Source organism: Rhodococcus cerastii, from assembly GCF_033042195.1.
Classification (GTDB): domain Bacteria; phylum Actinomycetota; class Actinomycetes; order Mycobacteriales; family Mycobacteriaceae; genus Rhodococcoides.
This window is the reverse complement of the sequence record NZ_JAWLKF010000003.1, coordinates 162,016-182,236: the sequence shown is the minus strand read 5'-3', so window position 1 is coordinate 182,236 and position 20,221 is coordinate 162,016. Positions and strand designations below refer to the sequence as shown.

The following is a 20,221-nucleotide window of genomic DNA, read 5'->3' as shown; positions in this document are numbered from 1 at the left end:
GGGCGCTACGGTTGACTCCATGCGTCGTACCCTGCTCGTGACGAACGACTTTCCTCCTCGCCCGGGTGGTATTCAGTCCTACTTGCACAGCTTCGCCTCGCAGCTGCCGGCCGACGAGCTGGTGGTCTACGCCCCCCGCTGGCGCGGCGACTCGCACGAGAAGTTCGATGCCAGGCAGCCTTTCGAGGTGATCCGGCATCCGACGACCCTGATGTTGCCGACTCCGCTCGTCGCGCGTCGTGCGGCTCGAATCCTGAAGTCCCGAGGCTGCGATTCGGTGTGGTTCGGTGCGTCGGCTCCGTTGGCAGTGATGTCGTCGTACCTGCGCAAGGCGGGGGCCGATCGCATTGTGGCGAGCACACACGGTCACGAGGTCGGATGGTCGATGGTGCCGGGCGGGCGGGCGGCCCTGCGCACGATCGGCGAGAACACCGATGTGGTGACCTACGTCAGCAAGTACACCCGGGGGCGATTCAGTTCGGCGTTCGGGCGGACCGCCGCCCTCGAACATCTGCCGCCCGGTGTCGATACCGATCGCTTCGTGCCCGACGACGCAGCGCGAGCGGAACTTCGTGCCCGCTACGGCCTCGGTGATCGCCCCACCGTTCTGTGCCTGTCCCGGCTGGTTCCGCGCAAGGGTCAGGATGTCCTGATCCGGGCGCTCCCGGGGATCCGCCGGGTCGTCGACGGAGCGGTTCTGGTGATCGTCGGCGGCGGGCCGTACGAGAAGACTCTGCGCGAGCTCGTCCGATCCACCGGCATGGAGCAACACGTGGTGTTCACCGGTACCGTCCCGTCGGCGGAGCTCGCCGCCCACCACACGATCGCCGACGTGTTCGCGATGCCGAGCCGAACCCGAGGTGCCGGTCTCGATGTCGAAGGTCTCGGCATCGTCTACCTCGAGGCGTCTTCCTGCGGTGTACCCGTAGTCGCCGGCATGTCCGGGGGTGCGCCGGAAGCGGTGCAGCACAACAAGACCGGCTTCGTCGTCGACGGCACGTCCGTCTCGGACACCACCGACGCGATCGTGCGAATCCTGTCCGATCGCACGCTGGCGACGCAGATGGGCAACGCCGGCCGCGCCTGGGTGGACGCGGAATGGCGCTGGGACGTGCTGACCGAGAAGCTGCGTTCGTTGATCTAGGCAGTACGGCTCAACGGGAGTAGATCGACTCGATCTCGTCGGCGTACGACTTGGTGATGACGTTGCGCTTGAGCTTCATCGTGGGAGTGAGCTCGCCGTTCTCCTCCGAGAAGTCGTGGGGGAGAAGTCGATACTTCTTGATGGACTCCGCATGCGAGACGGACTTGTTCGCGTCGGCGACGGCGGCGTCGATCTCCGCGACGAGTTCGGGGTCCGTCTGCAGATCCGCCGCGGTGGCGTCGGCGGCCTTGCCGTGTGCGGACTTCCAGCGATCGAACGCGTCCGGATCGAGGGTGATGAGCGCGCCGATGAAGGGCTTCTGATCGCCCACGACGACGGCCTGGCTGATCAGTGCACCCGCCCGCAGGTGGTCTTCCAACCCGGCGGGTGAGACGTTCTTGCCGCCTGCGGTGACGATCAGTTCTTTCTTGCGTCCCGAGATCGTGATGTAGCCGTCGTCGTCCACGGAACCGAGATCACCGGTGCGGTACCAGCCTTCGTCCAGCGACTCGGCGGTGGCGGTCTCGTTGCGCCAGTAGCCGTCGAACACCACCGGTCCGCGGAGTTGGATCTCTCCGTCCTCGGCGATGCGCACGGTGTTGCCGGGCAGTGGACGCCCGACGCTGCCCACGCGTTGGAATCCGATGGTGTTGACCGCGAACGCCGCCGTGGTTTCGGTCAGTCCGTAGCCCTCGTAGATCGTCACACCGATGCCCCGGTAGAAGTGGCCGAGCCGGGAACCGAGGGGCGCTCCGCCGGAGATCGCGAGTTCGCACTTGCCGCCGAGCGCTGCTCGCAGTTTGCCGTACACCAACTTGTCGAACACGGTGTGCTTGGCGCGCAACACGATTCCCGGACCTCCGGTATCCTGCGCTTCACTCCATGCCACTGCGCATTCGGTGGCGAGGTCGAAGATCTTTCCCTTGCCGTCGGCGTGCGCCTTCTGCTTGGCGGTGTTGAAGACCTTCTCGAACACTCGCGGAACCGACAGGATGAAGTCCGGTTGGAACGTGCCGAACGTCGCGACGAGATTGGGGATGTCGCTGGTGTGGCCGATGGTGACCCCGGCGTCGAACGACGCGATGGACACTGCGCGTGCCAGGACGTGCGCGAGCGGAAGGAACATCAGCGTGCTGCGGCCCTGTGTCATCAGCGATTTCAGCGACGTCTCACGAATCCCGAGTGACTCGGCGAGCAGATTGGCGTGGGTCAGCTGGACGCCCTTGGGCCGACCGGTGGTTCCCGAGGTGTAGATCAGGGTTGCCGGGTCGGACGAGACGAGTTTCGAAACTCGTAGGTGCACCTCGTCTTCGGCGACTTCGGCACCACCGTCGAGCAGTGCCTGCACTGCGTCGGTGCCCGCCGAGTTCGCGATGACGAACGTCTGTCGGACCGACGGGGCTGCTGCCACAACGGACTTCGTCTCCTGCACATGCGCGTCGTTCTCGAGAATCAGCAGGACCGGCTCGGCGTCTTCGAGGATCCATTCGACCTGACCGGCCGAGGACGTCTCGTAGATCGGCACCGTCACACCGCCCGCGGCCCAGATCGCGTAGTCCACTACCGACCACTCGAATCGCGTCGACGACATCAGTGCGACCCGATCGCCCTGCTCGATGCCTGCGGCGATCAGACCCCGTGCCACCCCCACCACCAGGCGCTCGAACTCGGCGGCGGTGACGTCGATCCATTGTCCGTCCACTGTGCGTCGGAACACCACCGCGTCGGGCGAGGTGCGGGCGCGAGCGAAGACGGTATCGACAGCCGAGTCGGTGTCCGCGATGGCGTATTTGGCGGCGACGGTGAACTCGCGCACGGGATTACCTCCGGATAGAACTTGGGGAGAACGAAAGTCGATAGCTCGGCTTCACAGATACTCTAGACCCGTGCTCCCGGCGTCGAAATACGCCTCGACGCGCACGGCCCCCGACCCGATGTGTGAAGCTCTGTCGATGAGCAGTATTCAAGTTGCGGATCAGACATTCGTGGCCGCCCCCGGCGTGCGGGTGGCGCAGGCGTTCGCGTCGCCTGCGCGGTGGCGTCGATGGTGGCCGGATCTGAACCTGACGATCACCGAGGACCGGGGTGAGAAGGGGATCCGCTGGGCAGTGCGCGGCGGTGTGGTCGGAACGATGGAGCTGTGGCTCGAGCCCGCGCTGGACGGGGTGATCGTCCATTACTTCCTGCACGCCGAACCCGCCGCGGACGCCGACGTGGCAGCGCACCAGCATGCCCGGCGGGTGGCCGGACGTGCGATGACGTTCGAGCTCAAGCGAGAGCTCGAGGTCGGTCGGTCTGCAGGTGAAGCACCCCACCACGTAGCGTCGACTTCAGCTCGCGAATGAACCGCGCGGTACGGTCGGCCGGTTCGCATTGTGCGTCCGCGGATCGATCGTGTGAGATAGGCCTGCGCGAGTTCTGCGGCACCGAAGCGAACCGAGCTGATCGAAGTACCCGAGAGGAAGCGGACCAGTAGTCATGGCGGAGAAAACCCAGAGGTCGATCGTCGTCGAAGCTCCATCGAGCCGGGTCATGGACGTCATCGCCGATTTCGACGCGTACCCCACGTGGGTGTCGGCCGCGAAATCCGTCGAGGTCCTCGAGGTCGGTGCGGACGGCCGCGGCAAGCGGGTCAAGTTCGTGCTCGACGCCGGGATGGTGAAAGACACCTACGAGCTCGAATACGACTGGGCAGCCGACGGCAATTCGGTCTCCTGGAACCTCGTATCGGGCGAAATGCAGAAATCGCAGAACGGCTCGTACACGTTGAAGGAGACCGGCAGCGGCACCGACGTGACGTACGAGCTCACCGTGGATCTGAACATTCCGATGATCGGTCTGTTCAAGCGCAAGGCAGAAAAGGTCATCACCGACACTGCACTCAAGGAATTGAAGAAGCGGGTCGAAGGCTGAGCGAAGCTCGCACCGAAGCCCGCACCACGGTGTTGCTGTTCCTCGGCAAAGGTGGTGCGGGTAAGACGACGCTGGCGGCTGCGTCGGGGCTACGACTCGCCCAGGCCGGCGAACGGGTTCTGATCGCGTCCGTCGACCAGGCTCACTCGCTCGCCGATGCATTCAAGGGGGACGCCGAGGTCGAGGATGCGTCCGGTGTTCGTTCGATCGCACCCGGCCTCGACATCCTCGAGATCGATACGTTGAGGCTGCTCGAAGCCCGGTACCGGGGATTGGGCTCACTGTTGGCCGTGGCGTCCGCGGGACACGAGCACGGGGTGAGCTTCGGGGCGATCGAATCGGAGGAGCTGCTCGGTCTCCCGGGAATAGAAGAGCTGCTCGGCATGCACGAGATCAGCCGTCTTGCCGACGAGAATCGCTGGGACACAGTGATAGTCGACCTTCCCGCATCGGCGGATGCCTTACGTACCCTGCAGTTGCCCGACACCGTCGCCGCATACGTCGAGCGGATCTGGCCTCTGCACGCTCGGATGGTCGCCGGCACCGGTTCCGATGTGCGGCTCACTCTCGTGGTGGCGATGATCGAGCGAATCCTCGCGCAGATCGACTCCGTCCGGTCCCTGATCACCGACGCCGACCGTACCGGGGCGACCGTGGTCGTCACCGCCGAACAGCTCTCGATCGTCGACGCGGAACGAACTCTGTCGGCAGCTGCTCTGCTCGGAATCAGAATCGATCGTGTGCTGGTCAACAGAATCCTGCCGAAGCTCAACGCATCGTCGGTCGGTCTGGTGGGCGCTCATCCGGCCGTGTTCTGGTTCGAGAGGTGGCGGGCGGCGCAGCTCGACGCGGTCGCCGAGCTGCGCCGACGCATCGGTACCGTGCCGATCGTGGAGGTGGAGCAGGCTCCCGGTGAACCGGTAGGGTTGGGGCCCTTGCAAGATGTTGCCGATCGCCTCGAACCGGACTCCCTCGAACGGCGCGCGCCGGGCTGGGGTGAGCAGCCTTCGGTCGTGCTCGAGTCGGGTGGCGGACTCGAATCCGTGTACGCGATGAGAATGCTGCTGCCGGTGGTGGATTCGACGACCTTGGGCCTGGGGCGAGTGGAGGACGACTTGATAGTGAGTGCCGACGGGAGGCGACGGCGCATCAGATTGGCGTCGGTGCTGCGTCGGTGCGTGGCCGACTCCGCCGAACTCGACGGACCGTGCCTGGTGGTGCGTTTTCGTCCGAACCCCGACGTGTGGCCGCTGTGACTCCGCCAACCCCGACGGCCGGGGTGTCGCGATGACCTCGGACCACTCCGAGCTTGGGGCGGACCTGCTGGCCCTGGCCGAGACCGTGCTGACGCGACTCGAGCCGATCCTGCGTCGCGTCGCCGAGACGCAGCAGGATCGTGACCGCCAGGGATGCAGTTGGTGTCCGGTTTGCGCTCTCGCGGCACTGGTGCGCGGGGAGCGCCACGATCTCGTCGAGCTCGTGGCCTCCGAGAGCGCCGTGGTGATCGCGCTGTTGCGTCAGTTGCTGGCCGATCACACGACCTCCGGGGCGACGCACTCCGCAGCGCAGGCTCCGCCGACCTCGCCGCCACCGGGGACTGCGCCCGAGCCCGGGTCCGGTAGTGCCGGTGTCCCCTCGGACCCCGCGGAGGTCGCGGACGTGTCGATCGACACGAAACTTCAGGGCGATCGTCCCGCTTCGTTCGTTCCGATTACCGTTCGAGTGAAGAATTCGCGTTCGGACGAGCAGGAGCGTCCGTGATCGGAGCGACTCGGGTGCAGCCCGCGCGGGGGACGGGCGAGGAAGGCATGAACGAATGAAGCGCCACCACCAGCGACTGACGGTAGGAATCGACGTGGGCGGGACGAGCCTGCGCGCGTCCGTCGTCGACGAGGACGGGCAAGTCCTCGATTCGACGGCCGCTCCCACTCCGCACACTGCGCGTGCGCTCGAACGCGGTCTCGATCGGGCCGTGCAGGAGCTGGCCGGGCGACACGACATCGCGGCCGTCGGGCTCGCCGTCGCCGGGTTCATCGACTCCGATCGCACGACGGTTCTCTTCGCCCCACATCTGCCGTGGGTGAACACCCCTGTGGCGACCGAGATGAGCATGCGCATCGGTCTGCCGGTGTTGCTCGAGCACGACGCCAATTCTGCGGCGTGGGCCGAGTATCGCTTCGGTGCGGCGTCCGGGGGGCGCAACGTGGTGATGGTGGCCATCGGCACCGGAATCGGCGCGGCCCTGTTGATCGACGGCAGGATCTATCGGGGTAGCCACGGTGTCGCTCCGGAACTCGGTCACATCCAGGTCGTGCCGGACGGCCGTGCGTGCCCCTGCGGCAAGCGCGGTTGTTGGGAGCGGTACTGCAGCGGCACCGCTCTGGTGGACACCGCAGTCGAGTTGCTGGCGGCGGACCCGGCGTCCTCGACGACGCTGGCACGTGAGGTGTTCCTCGACCCGGGTTCGTTGACCGGCCGCCGAATCGCCAGTGCCGCGCACGAGGGTGACTCGATCGCCCGCCGCACGATGGAGGACTTCGCGCAGTGGCTCGGCGTCGGGCTCTCGATGGTCAGCGACGTGTACGACCCCGATCTGATCGTGCTGGCCGGTGGAGTGGCGACGTCGTCGAGTCAGTTCCTCGCTCGCGCGACCGACAAGTACGCGGAGCTGGTGACCGGTGCGGGGCATCGCCCCCTGGCGCGTATTCGCAGTACTCAACTCGGTGAGGCAGCAGGCATGATCGGGGCCGCGGAGTTGGCCCGGGCGCAGTTCGTCACCGGCGTTCGCTGACGGTTCTTCGACTGCTTTCTGTGACCTCGGTCCTGGTGTCGGCGATGATGTGGCTGGTGTCATAAACCGTGGGTACAGTTCACTACGCGGCACGGTTCGAGGACGCACGGCCGCAGTCGATTCGCTTCCGGGCGAGGCGGCACCAAACGATTTCCCGACCATCATCAGGGAGCATGTCAATGTGGTACTGGCTGGTTAAGTACATTTTCGTCGGCCCCCTTCTCATCGCCCTGGGTCGGCCCACGATCGAGGGTGCGGAGAACATCCCGACGGAGGGGCCGGTCATTCTGGCCAGCAACCACAAGGCCGTTCTCGATTCCTTCTACCTTCCGCTCAAGACGCCTCGACGCATCACCTTCCTCGCCAAGAGCGAGTACTTCACCGGACCGGGACTCAAGGGCAAGTTCCAGAAATGGTTCTTCACCGCCGTCGGGCAGGTGCCGATCGATCGCACCGGAGCCGACGCGGCACAGGACGCACTCAACGCAGGCGTGCGTGTGATCGAAGCAGGCAAGGTTCTCGGTATCTACCCCGAGGGCACTCGGTCACCCGACGCGCGGTTGTACAAGGGCAAGACCGGGATGGCGCGTCTGGCACTGCAGACCGGAGTTCAGGTGATTCCGGTCGCGATGATCGGTACCGAGAAGATGAACCCGATCGGTTCGCGCGTGTGGCGTCCGGCGAAGGTCACCATCCGGATCGGCAAGCCCATCGACTTCTCGCGCTTCGAGGGCATGGCAGGCAACCGTTTCGTCGAGCGTGCGGTGACCGACGAAGTAATGTACGACCTGATGTTGCTCTCCGGTCAGGAGTACGTGGACGTGTACGCCGCATCGCTGAAGAAGGCTGCACCCGAGGCGGAGTCGGCTCCGACCGCGCAGCGCATCCCGGATTCCAAGGCGAGCTGAATCTGCTCGGCCCGCTCCGTGATCAGACTGCGGAGCGGGTATCGACTGTCGTATCGGCCCGGTCGGTCCAGCCGATCGCGGCCACCGCGATGATCGACGCGAGCGCCCACCACACGTATCCCGAGGCCGCGAACTGATCCACGAGCGGCCAACCGAGTCCGCTCCAACGGCCCTCGCCGAGCTTCCAGTGCGGCGGGTAGACCATCAACGCCAGCCCAACGGCCACCAGAGTTGCCAACAGCGCACTGCGGCGTCGGTAGCCGAGGACGGCGAGCACCACGGTGAACGGGATGGCCCACACCCAGTGGTGTGACCAGGAGACCGGCGACACCAGCAGACCGAACATGGCGTTGATCGTCAGGGCGAGGGCAGTCTCGCCCGCGGCGAACGCCTTTCGCATCGCTATCGCCGCGATGGCAAGGACCACCACCGACAACGCGAGCCACAGGATCGACCGAGGCAGTTCGTCCAGCCCGAGCCGCGCGAGCACTCCGGTGATCGACTGGTTGGGCGGGTAGGCCGGACCGCCGATTCGGTCGGAATCGACGATCGTCTCGGTCCAGTACTTCACCGAGTCCGACCACGTCAGCGCGAAACCGACCGCGGTGAACACCGCAAAGCTCAGGACCGAAACCACAGCGGCTCGAAAGTCCCTGCGCAACAAGAAGAACAGTACGAACACCGCGGGGGTGAGCTTGACGGCAGCCACGAGTCCGATCAGCACACCTCGGGGCCACGGCGTCTTCTTCGGCAGGCAGTCCAGTGCAACGAACGCCATCAGCACGATGTTGATCTGCCCGTAGTTCAGCGTCGAGGTGACCGGCTCGAGAAGCAGCACGGCCACGGCGAAGACTGCTCCGGCAGACCACCACACGAGCGTGCGAGGACGCAGTCCGAGCGAGGTGAGGGTCACCACGACGGTCACCAGCAGGAGGAGCATGGACAGCACGGTGACCGCGATCGAGGCGGCGTACAGCGACACCGACGACAGCGGGCTGAAGATCGCCGCGGCGATCGGGGGATAGGTGAACGGCAGCGTCGTACCGGTCGCGATCGGCGGCAGTTGACCGTAGAGATCCCCGCCCTCGGCGAACACCTGACCGCCGAGTCGATACACGTCCAGATCGAGTCGGTAGTGCTCGCCGAGCTCACGCAACCCCGGAAAGCCGTTGAGATGGAACAGCACGCCGACGAGAGCACCGATCAGGACGAGAACCCTGCTCGACGCCACCGCCCAACTCGGCCACCGGCGTCGCGTCGGCGCCGCCGGCTCCGATGCTTCGGCGACCGGACGGTTGGTGTCGGGCGGAGTCACTGGCGTTGCCTTTCAGGGCTGTTCGGATCGGGGCTACCGGCACGTGGGGGACGTGTCGGGGACGCGCTAGGGTGAGCCGCGTGCGCTACTTCTACGACACAGAGTTCATCGAGGATGGTCGCACAATCGAGTTGGTGTCGATCGGTGTGGTGTCGGAGGACGGTCGCGAGTTCTATGCGGTGTCCTCCGAGTTCGACCCCGAGCGCGCCGGCCGCTGGGTTCGACGCAACGTGCTTCCCAAGCTGCCACCGTACTCGTCGCCGCTGTGGATGAGCAGGTCGCGAATCCGGGACGAACTGCTCGAATTTCTCGTTCCGCACTACGGTGCCGAGGTCGAACTGTGGGCGTGGGTGGCGGCGTACGACCACGTCGCGCTCTGCCAGCTGTGGGGCTCGATGACCGAGTTGCCGCGTTCGCTGCCGCGGTTCACCCGCGAGCTGCGCCAGCACTGGGAGGATCGCGGCAGTCCCGAGCTGCCGTCGGTGCCCGACGACGCTCACGATGCCTTGGCCGACGCGCGGCACAATCTGGCGAAGTTCCAGACGATCGAGGAGTACTCGCACCGCGGGTGAACACCCGTTGTCCTGCGGCTTCGGCGGTGCGAATATCCTGTAGCCGTGAACTGGACTGTCGACGTACCCATCGATCGCTTGCCCGACCTGCCGCCGTTGTCGCCGACGCTGCGCTCTCGATTGGACGATGCGTTGGCCAAGCCGGCTGCGCAGCAACCGCAGTGGGATCCCGAGCATGCTGCCGACATGCGCAAGGTGCTCGAGAGCGTGCCACCGATCACCGTCGCCGGTGAGGTGGAGGCGTTGTCGGACAAGCTCGCGGCCGTCGCCCGAGGCGAGGCCTTCCTGCTGCAGGGTGGCGATTGCGCCGAGACGTTCGTCGACAACACCGAGCCGCACATCAAGGGCAACATCCGCACGCTGCTGCAGATGGCTGTGGTGCTCACCTACGGCGCGAGCATGCCGGTGGTCAAGGTCGCCCGTATCGCCGGTCAGTACGCCAAGCCGCGGTCGTCGAACATCGACGCGCTCGGTCTGCAGTCCTACCGCGGCGACATGATCAACTCGCTCGTCGCCGACGAGAGCGTCCGCGGCCACGATCCGTCACGACTGGTGCGCGCGTACGCCAATGCCAGCGCGGCGATGAACCTGGTCCGCGCACTCACCGGTGCAGGGATGGCGGATCTGCACAAGGTGCACGACTGGAACCGCGAGTTCGTCGCCCAGTCGCCCGCCGGTGCGCGCTACGAGGCGCTCGCGGGGGAGATCGATCGCGGCCTGCGCTTCATGGATGCCTGCGGCGTCTCCGACCCGAACCTGCACACCGCGCAGATCTTCGCCAGCCACGAAGCGCTCGTTCTCGACTACGAGCGTGCGATGCTGCGCCTGGACAACACCGACGATCACCCCAAGCTGTACGACCTGTCCGCGCACTTCCTGTGGATCGGCGACCGCACCCGCCAGCTCGACGGGGCGCACATCGCGCTGGCCGAGTTGATCTCCAACCCGATCGGTCTCAAGATCGGGCCCACGACCACGCCCGAGATGGCCGTCGAGTACGTCGAGCGCCTCGACCCGACCAACAAGCCGGGACGTCTGACGCTGATCTCACGCATGGGCAACGGCAAGGTTCGCGACATCCTGCCCGCTATCATCGAGAAGGTTCAGGCCACCGGCCACCAGGTCATCTGGCAGTGCGATCCGATGCACGGCAACACTCACGAGGCCTCGACCGGCTACAAGACGCGCCACTTCGACCGCATCGTCGACGAGGTCCAGGGATTCTTCGAGGTGCACAACGGCCTCGGAACGCATCCGGGCGGAATTCACGTCGAACTGACCGGCGACAACGTCACCGAGTGCCTCGGCGGTGCCCAGGACATCTCGGACCTGGACCTCGCCGGCCGGTACGAGACCGCCTGCGACCCGCGTCTGAACACGCAGCAGAGCATCGAACTGGCATTCCTGGTCGCCGAGATGCTCCGCGACTGATCAGGGTAGCGAGACGACCATGACCTCGGAGCCCGGTTCCACCCGAGAACCGGCTCCGGGGCTCTGGGTGATGATCAGCGACCCGTCGGTGTCCACCACCTGACGGACGTCGATCGTCAGGCCCAACGTCTCGACAGCGGTCCGGGCCGAGCCGACCGAGCGACCCAGCAGCGACGGCACGGTGACGGCGTTGGACACCTCGAGCGCAGCGGTGGTCCCGGATCGCACCGTCTGCCCGGCCTCCGGCGTCGTCCCTATCGCCCTGCCGCCGTCGGTGTCCTCGTCGAAGGTCTCCCGAACCTCGCCGACGGTGATGCCCACCGATTCCAGCGTTGTCCTGGCCTGGTCGACGCTCTGCCCGCGTACGTCGGGTACCTCGACCGGCGGTGCCCCCTTGCTGCGCAGCACCGTGACCGAGCTTCCCGTGGTCAGTACGGTGCCGGGCGGCGGGTCCAGGGCTGCGACGCCGCCGATCGGAGCGGACGTGCTGAAGGCCTCGCCGCCGTCGACGGGCGTGAACGTTCGGTCTCGCAGTTGCTGCTCCATGTCGTCGACGGATGCGCTCGTGTCGATCGAGGGAACGGTGGGGCGTCCCAGTGACACCAACAGAGACACCGTGTCGCCCTTGGCGATTCGCGATCCGCCGGTGGGGTCGGTGCCGATGAGAAGGTCGGTGTCCACCGAGTCGGAGTAGGTTCCGCGCACCGCGGCTTCGAGACCGGCGGCTTCCACGGCACTGGTGGCACCGGTGGTGTCGAGCCCGTCCACCATCGGGACTGCGGTGTAGCGACCCGAGCCCATCCACCATCCGCCGAAGCCGACCAACACCGCGAGCAGGGCGACGACGAGGAGCCAGATGACGATCGCTCGGCGCGAGCGCTGGCGGTCGGCGTCGAAATCGGGGAACTCGTAGTGCCGCCTGCCGGTCGGGGGTGGTCCGGCGGGCGGCACCTCGGCGATGTCCTGGCCGTGGTCGATGCCCCGCGCTGTGGGCGAGGTGACCACCCTGGTGTGCTGCACCCCGTGTTGCGGAGGTGGCGGCGGCAAAGTGTCCACGACCTGGGTGCGAGCGGACGGCGGACGGTTGCCCGCGACCGTCGTCGGTGCTCCGGCTGCGGCCGAGCTCAGGTGCTCGGCCGAGCGCTTGGGTGCCGGCACTCGGTACTCGGGCAGCGCCAGCGCCGACGCGGCCGCGCGCAGGGCCCGGGCCATGTCGTCGGCATTGCGGTACCGGTGTTCCGGGGCGCGGACGGTGGCACGCTGGACCACCTCGTCGAACTGCGGGGGGACGCCTGCGATGAGGGTGGAGGGGAGCGGTACGTCGTTGTCGATGCGCTGGTAGGCGATGGACAGCGAGGTGTCGCCGGTGAACGGCGTGCGTCCGGTCAGCAGCTCGAACAACACGACACCGACGCCGTAGACATCGCTGCTCGCGGACGCGGAACCGGTGGTGACCTGCTCGGGAGACAGGTACGCGGCGGTGCCCAGAATCACACTGCTCGACGTCACGGTGGAGGCCGCTATGGCTCGGACGAGTCCGAAGTCCGCGATCTTCACGTCACCGTCGTCGCTGATCAGGATGTTCTCGGGCTTGATGTCGCGGTGCACCAGACCGGCTCGGTGGGCTACGGCGAGTGCGTCGAGGACCGGCCGGATGACGGCCGCTGCAGCATGCGGAGGCATCGGTCCACGCTCGCGCAGCAGCTCACGCAGAGTTCCGCCCTCGACGAGTTCCATGACGAGGAAGGCGTGTTCGCCGTCTCGACCGTGGTCGTAGACGGCGACGAGGCCCGGGTGACTGAGCCTGGCCACGGCCCGTGCCTCGAACTCGAAGCGCTGGACGAACTGTGGGTCCTCGGCGAACTTCGGGTCCATGATCTTCACCGCCACGGGGCGGTCGAGCCTGGTGTCGAGTCCGCGGTAGACCGTCGACATACCGCCGCGCGCGATCGGTGCGTCTATTCGGTATCGACGATCGAGCATCGAACCCGGTATCACCGAACCTCCCCTCGTCGTCCACTGGTCTTCCGGCGTTCGACGCCGGATGCTGAAGTCGATCGTATCGGTGCAGGAGATGCCGACCGACGATCGTGGCTCGTGTGTTCGTCCTGCTGGGCCGACTGTCACGCTTTTGATGTCTGGATGCCGGACCCGTTAACGTTACCTGCGTGAGTGCCATTCCCTATGCCGACGACGTGCTCGATCCGTCGGTGTCCGTGCTGCAGTTCGCCGACGTCGCGAAGATTCTCGACGTTCCCAAGACCCGCGTCGAGCAGCTGATTCGAGATCGGCAGCTGCTGGCGCTGAAGCGCTCGCGCGTGCCCGGTGTTCCCGAGCAGTTCCTCGACACCGACAAGGGCACCATCGTCAAGGGGCTGCCGGGTCTGCTGGCCGTGCTGCACGACGGCGGCTACGAGGACGAGGAAATCCTGCGGTGGCTGTTCACCGAGGACGAGAGCTTGCCCGGTGCACCCGTCGCTGCTCTGCACGGCGACCTGATGCGCGAAGTGATCAGGCGAGCTCAGGCAATGGCCTTCTAGCGAATCGTTGCGCGCTTGAAGCCGGTGACGGCGAACTGCGGAAGCGCGATGCGTGCTCGGGTCCACTGCGGCACCGTCGCCCGTTGCGAGAGCACGCGGTAGCCCTGTGACTCGACCTCTGCGAGTATGCGGCCGTACAGGATCGATGCCGTGCGCATCGACGGTCGCACTCGCGGATCCAGCATCTCGATACCCGCGTCGGACGTGCGGTAGATCGAGCGGGTGACGGCGATCAGGTGCGCGAGGGCCCTGGAGACCCTGGCGTCGACATTTCCCGTGGTGCGGCACCACCGGAGCAGTTCTTCGTCGACACCGAACGCCGCGAGTTCGTCGGTGGGCAGGTAGATGCGGTCGCGATCGAGGTCCTCACCCATGTCTCGGATGAAGTTGGTGAGCTGGAACGCCTCGCCGAGGGCTGCGGCGGGAGGCTCGGCCTCCGACCGCTCGACGACGGTTCCCAGGATCGGCAACATCTGCAGTCCGATGACCGCAGCGGAGCCGTACATGTACTCGCGCAGCTGCTCCATCGTCCGGTAGCGCGAGACGAACATCGGACTCCCCGGAATGTCCATCCGCATCGAGTGCATGAACGCGTAGAAATAGTCGTGCGGAATGTCGTAGCGCCCCACGGTGTCGCACAACGCGCTCAACACTCGATCGGACACGCTCTCGGACAACGGTTTTCCGGCCAAGGCGTCGCGCACCCGGGACTCGATCACGTCCAGTTCGACGATGCGTCTGGCATTGAGTTCGTCAGATCCCACGGAGATGTCGGTGCCCTCGAGGTCCACGATGTCGTCGACCATCCGGGCGAACCCGTACAACGCATGCACGCCTGCGCGCTTGTCGGTGGGGAGCAGGCGAGTGGCGAGGAAATACGTCTTGCCGTGCTGGGCGTTGAGTTCGCGACAGATGCGGTATGCCTCGTGCAGCTCCGGATCGATCCCGTCCAGTTCTTTCATCACGCGAGCCTTCATGACGTGGATTCGTCTCCGGTCGGTTCCGTTGCTGGGGTCTTGGGTGCGTTCGGCACGGCACGGTGTTGCCTGGATCGGTCCGATCGTAGACGCAGCGGATCGACGCGCGTCAGAGACAGAGCTGCGACGACCGCGGCGAAGACCGCCAGTGCGACGTGTCCGAGGGTGTAGAGGCCGATCGATCCGTCGGGTTGGAAGACGAGCATGAGCCACGTCGACAGACCCGTCAGGATCATCAGGGTGGTGCGCGAGAGTGCGAAGCCTGCGGCGACAGCCAGTGGCCACGAGTAGTACCAGGGCAGGGCCGCGGGGGAGAGGACGACGGTGGCGACCAGGGCGATCAGAATGCCCTTGACCGCGTCGCGTTCGGATCTGCGGCCCAACCACCAGGCGACCGCTAGCACGACGACCAGCGCGATGGCGCACAGCAGGCGGGTGACGTCGAGAACGGGTCCGAGGCGTAGATCGAGGAACCACGACGTGCTGACGGTCACCAGGTGAGCCAGGATCGTGGGAAGCGAGAGCCAGTTGATGATCTTGGCCGATCCGGAAAGCGCGGTCAGCCAACCGATTCCGACTCCGGCGATCACCGACGCCACGGCGAACACAGCAACGAAGACGGCGGCTCCGATGCCCGCGGTCTTGACGAACGCCAGGGCGGGCGGCATCGGGGTTCGCCCCTCGGCCCGCGCCTTCTCTCGCAGATGGAGCATCCAGATCCACACCAGGAAGGGCAGCGCCAGGCCTGCTGTGGCCTTGATCGCCACCGCGATCGCGACCAGTGCGATGCCGCCCACGTGTCGGTGTTCGAGCGTCAGCACGATCCCTGCGGTCATCAGGCCCACCATGAGCAACTCGTTGTGCACTCCGCCGATCAGGTGGATCAGGACGAGAGGGTTGAGGACGGCGAGCCACACCGCGGTGGTCGCGCGGCCGCCGAGGTGTTTCGCCAGCCGCGGAACCGCCCACATCATCAGTGCCAGGCCGGGCAGCATCGTCAGGCGCAGCAGCATGGTCCCGGCGATGACGTTGTCGCCGGTCAGGCTGGTGATTCCGCGACCGAGCAGCAGGAACAGCGGGCCGTACGGGGCGGTGGTGGTGGTCCAGACGTTGCTGACGTTGTCCAGCAGAACTCCTGGATTGGCAACGGGGCCAACGGCATACGGGTCGAATCCGTCGCGGAGCAGAGCGCCCTGGGCCAGGTAGGAGTACGCATCGCGGCTGAACATCGGCACCGACAGCAGTAGCGGAGCGGTCCATGCCGGGACGATCCAGCGCAGTTCGCCCACCGTGGTGCGGCCGTGCAGGGTTGCGCGCCCGAGCCGAACCCACGCGGTGATCATCAGCAGTACGCCGACCCAGACGATGATGGTGGAGAGTACGAATCCGTGACCGAATCGCAGCCACGACAGGTGCATCTCCTCGAGCAACGGATCGCGTCGGCGCACACTGCCCGCGCCGAACCCGCCGAACACGATGCAGACGGCACCGACCACACCGAGTATCGCTGCCTTGCCCTCGGGACTGCGCAGGAAATTGCCGGTTGCGGTCAGTCTGGACGGTCGTCGCGCAGCCGAGGGTGGGGTGCCGCCGTCCGACGATCGATCCTCGGAGGTGGAGTGCGACGAGATCGAAGACATTGCCGCCTGCTCCTCCTCTGCAACGAGTTGTGGGTCGAGATGTGTACGTCGGCCGATGGTTCTCGCCGATCACCGAACGATCATGGTCGCAGCAATGAGCGCGACCGGCAAACGATCGCGCTCAGCTTAGTTGGTCGACGCAGTGAATCGAACGAACCTACCGGCCCGTGCGCCCTGTCACCCGCTGCGCGGCGAGCTTTCCCGACACCAGAACCGTGGGGACGCCCACTCCAGGAGTCGTGCCCGAGCCGGCGAGAACCACGTTGTCGAGCCCGGCGACCATGTTCTTGCGTCGGAACGGTCCGGTCTGCCTGAACACGTGGGCGGACGAGAACGGAGAACCCTCGATCATGCCCTTCTGCGCCCAGGTCTCGGGTGTGTCGATGTGGTCGAGCGTGAATCCGTCGAGCAGACCCTTGTATCCGCGAGCCTCCAGAGTCGTCAGGATCTCGTTCAGATACGGCTGCGCCAGCTCGCCCCACGGCAGTGGAGCGCTGTCGAGATTGGGGCACGGTGCGAGGATCGACACCGGTTCGCTGCGTACTCCGCCGCGCACCACTTCGAGATCGGGATCGCTCACCGACGGTCGGGTGATCAGCAGGGACGGATCGGCCATCAACGATCCCTTGCCCGATCGCGCGGTGATGCGGCGGAAGGTCTCGGCCCATTCGTCGCCGAAGTCGATGGTGTGGTGAGCGCGAGCGGGCCACGTCTCCGTCAGCTCGACGGGAACGGTTCCGTGCGCGACGACCGCCGACGGTGAGACCACGCCGTATCCGTTCCGTCGGCCCTTCTTCGACACCGACGCCCTGTCGAGGAGTCGATCGACGACGGGCAGGTCTGCGGTGAGAACGAGTGCGTCGCAGGCGATTCGACCACCGGCTGCGGTGATCACGGAGTCGGCCCGACCCCGGTCGACGGTGATGTCGACGATCTCGGTGCCGAGTTCGAGCGTGCCGCCTGCGGTGACGAACGCGTCGGCCATGGCCTTGGCGATGGCCGCCATCCCTCCCTCGGGGAAGAACACTCCGAGGGAGGTGTCCATGTGCGCGATGGCTCCGTAGACCGCCAGGGCCTTCTGGGGTGCCATGCCTGCGTAGAGCGCCTGGAACGTGAAGACGCGGCGTAGGCGGGTGTCCTTCAGGAACTTGTCGACGCGGGGCCCGAGGCGGCCGAAGCCGCCCAGTTTCGTGAGTGTCGCGGTGTCGGAGATCGCAGCTTTCGATCCCACGAGGTCGAGCGGTGAATCGAAGTTCGAGTCGATGAAGCGGTCGAACTCGGCGTCGAAGATGTCGGCGAGCCAGCGTCGCAGTTCGCGGTATCCCTGCGCCTCGGCGGGGCCGCAGGTGCGTTCCACCTCGGCCGCCATGGCCTCGGGATCGGAGTAGACGTCGATGGACGTGCCGTCGGCGTAGCGCGTGTGATAGGACGGCGACAGGGCCGTCAGCCGAATCGGCGGCGTGGTCGACTCGAAGTCGGCGCCCACGGCGGCGAGTGCCTCGAGCACCAGGTTCGGCATCGTCAACACGCTTGCACCGTTGTCGATGTCGTAGAGGTGCGATCCGTCGGTGTCCGACACCGGGTACACCCCGACGCGGCCGCCCACGGTCTCGTCACGCTCGACGAGCGTGACTTTTCTGCCCGCTCCCAGTAGGTGCAGACCGGCGGCGAGGCCTGACAATCCGGCTCCCACGACGACGACGGAGTCGGTGGTGCCGGAGACCGTGCGGATCGAAGACATGGCGCTCTCTTTCAGTACTGCCGTTGGATGGCGGCGGTTGCCATGGCGCGCAGGTGCGCGGCAGCGACCGGTTCGATCGAACTGTTGTCGAGGGCTGCGACGGCCCGGGTCCCGAGGTCGTCGATCTGTTTCTCGACCGCGTCCACTGCGCCGAGTTCGACGAGAATGGACCGGATGTCGGCCACTTCGTCGGCGTCGAGTTCGGTCCCGAGGCTGGCCCTGATCGTGGCTGCGTGATCCGGCCTCGTCTCGTCCGCCTTCTGCAGTGCCAGCGCGATCAGGACGGTGCGTTTGCCCTCGGTGATGTCGTCGCCGGACGGTTTGCCGGTCACCTCGGGATCGCCGAATACTCCGAGGAGGTCGTCGCGCAGCTGGAACGCGATTCCGATGTCCGCACCGAAGTTGCGGTAGGCCGAGATCAGGTTCTCGTCGGCATCGGCGAGGACCGCCCCGAGATGAAGCGGCCGCTCGACTGTGTACGCGGCGGTCTTGTAGCGGTTGACGCGCATTGCCGCCGCAACGCTCTCGTCGGTGCCTGCCTCGGCTTCGATGTCGAGCAACTGACCGCCGAGAACCTCCGTGCGCATCGCCGACCACACCGGCTGGACTCGCCGCGCGGCATCGGCGTCGATACCCGACTCGCGCAGTAGATCGTCGGCCCAGCACAGAGCGAGATCGCCGACGAGTATCGCTGCCGATTCACCGAAATGGTCCGCACAGCCGGTCCAGCCCGCGTCCCGGTGCCGTTGGGCGAAGCCGACGTGCACGGTCGGGAAACCGCGTCGCGTGCTGGACGAGTCGATGATGTCGTCGTGGATCAGAGCGCAGGCCTGGATCAGTTCGAGCGCCGAACACGCCCGCAGCACTGCCTCGGCGCGGGCACCGGTGGATTCTCCGCCTGCACCGAGCCACGCAGTCCAGGCGAACGCGGGGCGCATGCGTTTGCCGCCGCGAAGCACGAACGCCTCGAGATCGGCCACGGCATCGGGGTAGCCGCCGCCGACGGTGTCCACGACACCTCGGCGCGAGGCGAAGAACTCGGCGAGAGTCGCGTCGACTGCCGAACGCATCGCCTTCGGGTCGTTCGCGGCGACGGGGGCGTCGGCTACGGGTGAAGAAAAGTCTCCGGACAGGACGATCCTCCAAGGTTGCTGTGAATTGCGTGGATTTCCGGTTCCCACAGTAATAGCCGCGCACACCCTGGGCCGACGTGCAGCGAACATCTCTCGTCCGGGAGGCCTCACGGGCGTCGGTGGGGCGCAACCTATGATCTTCGGGTGAGCGAAGAATCCGTCAGGGGGCGGTCGAGTCGAGGATTCGTGACGAGAACACCGTCCATCGTCGACCGGCTACGGACAGAACCCGAGGCCAGGATCCCGTTCTCGGTGGAGTTCTCGCCTCCACGAGACGCGGCGGCCGAAGCCAGGCTGTGGCGAGCGGTTCGTGAGTTCGAACAACTTCAGCCCGCATTCGTGTCGATGACCTACGGCGCAGGCGGCTCGACCCGCGATCGAACGGTGCGCGTCACCGGGCAGATCGCCGAGGAGACCACCCTCCTCCCTGTGGCGCATCTCACTGCCGTCTCGCACAGTGTGGACGAGCTGCGATCGATGGTCGGGTCGTACGCGGACCGCGGCATCACCAACATTCTCGTACTGCGAGGAGATCCCCCCGGAGATCCACTCGGCGACTGGGAGAAGCATCCGGACGGAGTCGAGTACGCCGAGGAGCTGGTCCGGTTGGTACGTGATCTCGGCGACTTCCACGTCGGCGTGGCGTCGTTCCCCGAAGGTCACCACCGCGCCGCCGACCTCGAGCAGGACACCCGGTGCCTGGTCGGCAAGTTGCGGGCGGGTGCCGAGTACTCGATCACTCAGATGTTCTTCGATGTGGACGACTACCTGCGCCTGCGGGACCGCGTGAGTGCGTTCGACGCCGAGCAGGGTGCCAAGCCGATCATTCCCGAGATCATGCCCATCACCTCACTTCGTTCGGTTCGCCGGATGCTCGAGCTCTCGGGCACAACGCTTCCGTCGCACCTGGACGAGAAGTTCACTCGCGCAGCAGGATCCGGTCCGGAGGAGGACCGCGCCGCCGTCCGAGAGGTGGGCATCGAACTCGCCACGAACATCGGTGAGCGCCTGATCTCCGAGGGCGCGCCCGGATTGCACTTCATCACCCTGAACTTCGCGCGCGCGACGCGTGAGGTGTTGAGCAATCTGGGGCTCGCGGCCGCACGAGTGTGAGAC

The 20,221-nt window shown here is 66.2% G+C and carries 18 protein-coding genes; 11 read left to right on the top strand and 7 right to left on the bottom strand.

What is annotated here, in order from left to right; translation table 11 throughout:
• The first annotated feature begins 19 nt into the window (after positions 1-19).
• Positions 20-1,144 carry a glycosyltransferase family 4 protein gene (locus tag R3P93_RS07695; protein ID WP_317532715.1) on the top strand — a complete coding sequence of 375 codons (1,125 nt, stop codon included), beginning with the start codon at positions 20-22 and terminating at the stop codon, positions 1,142-1,144.
• 10 nt (positions 1,145-1,154) lie between these two features.
• Here R3P93_RS07695 and R3P93_RS07690 read toward each other — a convergent pair whose 3' ends face one another.
• Positions 1,155-2,960 carry an AMP-dependent synthetase/ligase gene (locus R3P93_RS07690; RefSeq protein ID WP_317532714.1) on the bottom strand — a complete coding sequence of 602 codons (1,806 nt, stop codon included), beginning with the start codon at positions 2,958-2,960 and terminating at the stop codon, positions 1,155-1,157.
• Between the two features lie 136 nt (positions 2,961-3,096).
• Here R3P93_RS07690 and R3P93_RS07685 point away from each other — a divergent pair, with 136 nt between their 5' ends.
• The 6 genes from R3P93_RS07685 (at position 3,097) to R3P93_RS07660 (ending at position 7,756) form a co-directional block, all read left to right on the top strand.
• Positions 3,097-3,489: a polyketide cyclase / dehydrase and lipid transport gene (locus R3P93_RS07685; protein ID WP_317532713.1), complete on the top strand. Its 393-nt coding sequence runs from the start codon at positions 3,097-3,099 to the stop codon at positions 3,487-3,489.
• Between the two features lie 133 nt (positions 3,490-3,622).
• Positions 3,623-4,057, top strand: a complete 435-nt coding sequence (locus tag R3P93_RS07680; RefSeq protein ID WP_068052039.1) for an SRPBCC family protein — start codon at positions 3,623-3,625, stop codon at positions 4,055-4,057.
• 29 nt (positions 4,058-4,086) lie between these two features.
• Positions 4,087-5,313, top strand: a complete 1,227-nt coding sequence (locus tag R3P93_RS07675) for an ArsA family ATPase (RefSeq protein WP_317532712.1) — start codon at positions 4,087-4,089, stop codon at positions 5,311-5,313.
• A 31-nt stretch (positions 5,314-5,344) separates the two neighbouring features.
• Positions 5,345-5,818: a hypothetical protein gene (locus R3P93_RS07670; RefSeq protein WP_094669861.1), complete on the top strand. Its 474-nt coding sequence runs from the start codon at positions 5,345-5,347 to the stop codon at positions 5,816-5,818.
• Between the two features lie 55 nt (positions 5,819-5,873).
• Positions 5,874-6,848 (top strand): ROK family protein, encoded by a 975-nt coding sequence (locus R3P93_RS07665; RefSeq protein WP_037192841.1) that lies wholly within the window; start codon positions 5,874-5,876, stop codon positions 6,846-6,848.
• 179 nt (positions 6,849-7,027) lie between these two features.
• On the top strand, positions 7,028-7,756 hold the full coding sequence (locus R3P93_RS07660) for a lysophospholipid acyltransferase family protein (RefSeq protein ID WP_149406353.1): 729 nt from the start codon (positions 7,028-7,030) through the stop codon (positions 7,754-7,756).
• Positions 7,757-7,778: 22 nt separating this feature from the next.
• Here the strand turns inward: R3P93_RS07660 and R3P93_RS07655 are convergent, their stop codons facing one another.
• On the bottom strand, positions 7,779-9,071 hold the full coding sequence (locus R3P93_RS07655) for a glycosyltransferase 87 family protein (protein WP_394855264.1): 1,293 nt from the start codon (positions 9,069-9,071) through the stop codon (positions 7,779-7,781).
• 80 nt (positions 9,072-9,151) lie between these two features.
• Between R3P93_RS07655 and R3P93_RS07650 the strand changes: the two genes are divergently transcribed.
• A complete protein-coding gene (locus tag R3P93_RS07650; protein ID WP_094688468.1) occupies positions 9,152-9,643 on the top strand; it encodes a polyadenylate-specific 3'-exoribonuclease AS in 492 nt (163 codons plus the stop codon).
• Positions 9,644-9,688: 45 nt separating this feature from the next.
• Positions 9,689-11,074 carry a class II 3-deoxy-7-phosphoheptulonate synthase gene (locus tag R3P93_RS07645; RefSeq protein ID WP_032394396.1) on the top strand — a complete coding sequence of 462 codons (1,386 nt, stop codon included), beginning with the start codon at positions 9,689-9,691 and terminating at the stop codon, positions 11,072-11,074.
• Here R3P93_RS07645 and pknB read toward each other — a convergent pair whose 3' ends face one another.
• Positions 11,075-13,057, bottom strand: coding sequence for a Stk1 family PASTA domain-containing Ser/Thr kinase (gene pknB, locus R3P93_RS07640; RefSeq protein WP_149406352.1), 1,983 nt, complete (start codon positions 13,055-13,057; stop codon positions 11,075-11,077). It lies immediately after the preceding gene.
• Positions 13,058-13,242: 185 nt separating this feature from the next.
• Here pknB and R3P93_RS07635 point away from each other — a divergent pair, with 185 nt between their 5' ends.
• A complete protein-coding gene (locus R3P93_RS07635) occupies positions 13,243-13,614 on the top strand; it encodes an Rv2175c family DNA-binding protein (RefSeq protein WP_068052028.1) in 372 nt (123 codons plus the stop codon).
• On the opposite strand, the gene R3P93_RS07630 is transcribed toward R3P93_RS07635, so the two are convergent.
• From R3P93_RS07630 to R3P93_RS07615, 4 genes are all read right to left on the bottom strand, one after another.
• On the bottom strand, positions 13,611-14,576 hold the full coding sequence (locus R3P93_RS07630) for a phytoene/squalene synthase family protein (protein ID WP_149406351.1): 966 nt from the start codon (positions 14,574-14,576) through the stop codon (positions 13,611-13,613). The genes R3P93_RS07635 and R3P93_RS07630 overlap by 4 nt on opposite strands.
• Before the next feature lie 11 nt (positions 14,577-14,587).
• Positions 14,588-16,231: an alpha-(1->6)-mannopyranosyltransferase A gene (locus R3P93_RS07625; protein WP_094640129.1), complete on the bottom strand. Its 1,644-nt coding sequence runs from the start codon at positions 16,229-16,231 to the stop codon at positions 14,588-14,590.
• Positions 16,232-16,388: 157 nt separating this feature from the next.
• Positions 16,389-17,972: a phytoene desaturase family protein gene (crtI, locus tag R3P93_RS07620; RefSeq protein ID WP_188078657.1), complete on the bottom strand. Its 1,584-nt coding sequence runs from the start codon at positions 17,970-17,972 to the stop codon at positions 16,389-16,391.
• Positions 17,973-17,983: 11 nt separating this feature from the next.
• Complete coding sequence (locus R3P93_RS07615) at positions 17,984-19,042, bottom strand: polyprenyl synthetase family protein (RefSeq protein ID WP_068052016.1); 1,059 nt, start codon at positions 19,040-19,042, stop codon at positions 17,984-17,986.
• Positions 19,043-19,291: 249 nt separating this feature from the next.
• Here R3P93_RS07615 and metF point away from each other — a divergent pair, with 249 nt between their 5' ends.
• A complete protein-coding gene (gene metF, locus R3P93_RS07610) occupies positions 19,292-20,218 on the top strand; it encodes a methylenetetrahydrofolate reductase [NAD(P)H] (RefSeq protein ID WP_068052013.1) in 927 nt (308 codons plus the stop codon).
• Positions 20,219-20,221: the final 3 nt, after the last annotated feature.

Excerpts from the sequence above, each read along its gene's own strand:
- R3P93_RS07695 (WP_317532715.1), top strand. The coding sequence starts at position 20 with ATGCGTCGTACCCTGCTCGTGACGAACGACTTTCCTCCTCGCCCGGGT.
- R3P93_RS07685 (WP_317532713.1), top strand. The coding sequence starts at position 3,097 with ATGAGCAGTATTCAAGTTGCGGATCAGACATTCGTGGCCGCCCCCGGC.
- R3P93_RS07680 (WP_068052039.1), top strand. The coding sequence starts at position 3,623 with ATGGCGGAGAAAACCCAGAGGTCGATCGTCGTCGAAGCTCCATCGAGC.
- R3P93_RS07670 (WP_094669861.1), top strand. The coding sequence starts at position 5,345 with ATGACCTCGGACCACTCCGAGCTTGGGGCGGACCTGCTGGCCCTGGCC.
- R3P93_RS07665 (WP_037192841.1), top strand. The coding sequence starts at position 5,874 with ATGAAGCGCCACCACCAGCGACTGACGGTAGGAATCGACGTGGGCGGG.
- R3P93_RS07660 (WP_149406353.1), top strand. The coding sequence starts at position 7,028 with ATGTGGTACTGGCTGGTTAAGTACATTTTCGTCGGCCCCCTTCTCATC.
- pknB (WP_149406352.1), bottom strand. The coding sequence starts at position 13,057 with ATGCTCGATCGTCGATACCGAATAGACGCACCGATCGCGCGCGGCGGT.
- R3P93_RS07630 (WP_149406351.1), bottom strand. The coding sequence starts at position 14,576 with ATGAAAGAACTGGACGGGATCGATCCGGAGCTGCACGAGGCATACCGC.
- R3P93_RS07625 (WP_094640129.1), bottom strand. The coding sequence starts at position 16,231 with ATGTCTTCGATCTCGTCGCACTCCACCTCCGAGGATCGATCGTCGGAC.
- crtI (WP_188078657.1), bottom strand. The coding sequence starts at position 17,972 with ATGTCTTCGATCCGCACGGTCTCCGGCACCACCGACTCCGTCGTCGTC.
- R3P93_RS07615 (WP_068052016.1), bottom strand. The coding sequence starts at position 19,042 with ATGCGTTCGGCAGTCGACGCGACTCTCGCCGAGTTCTTCGCCTCGCGC.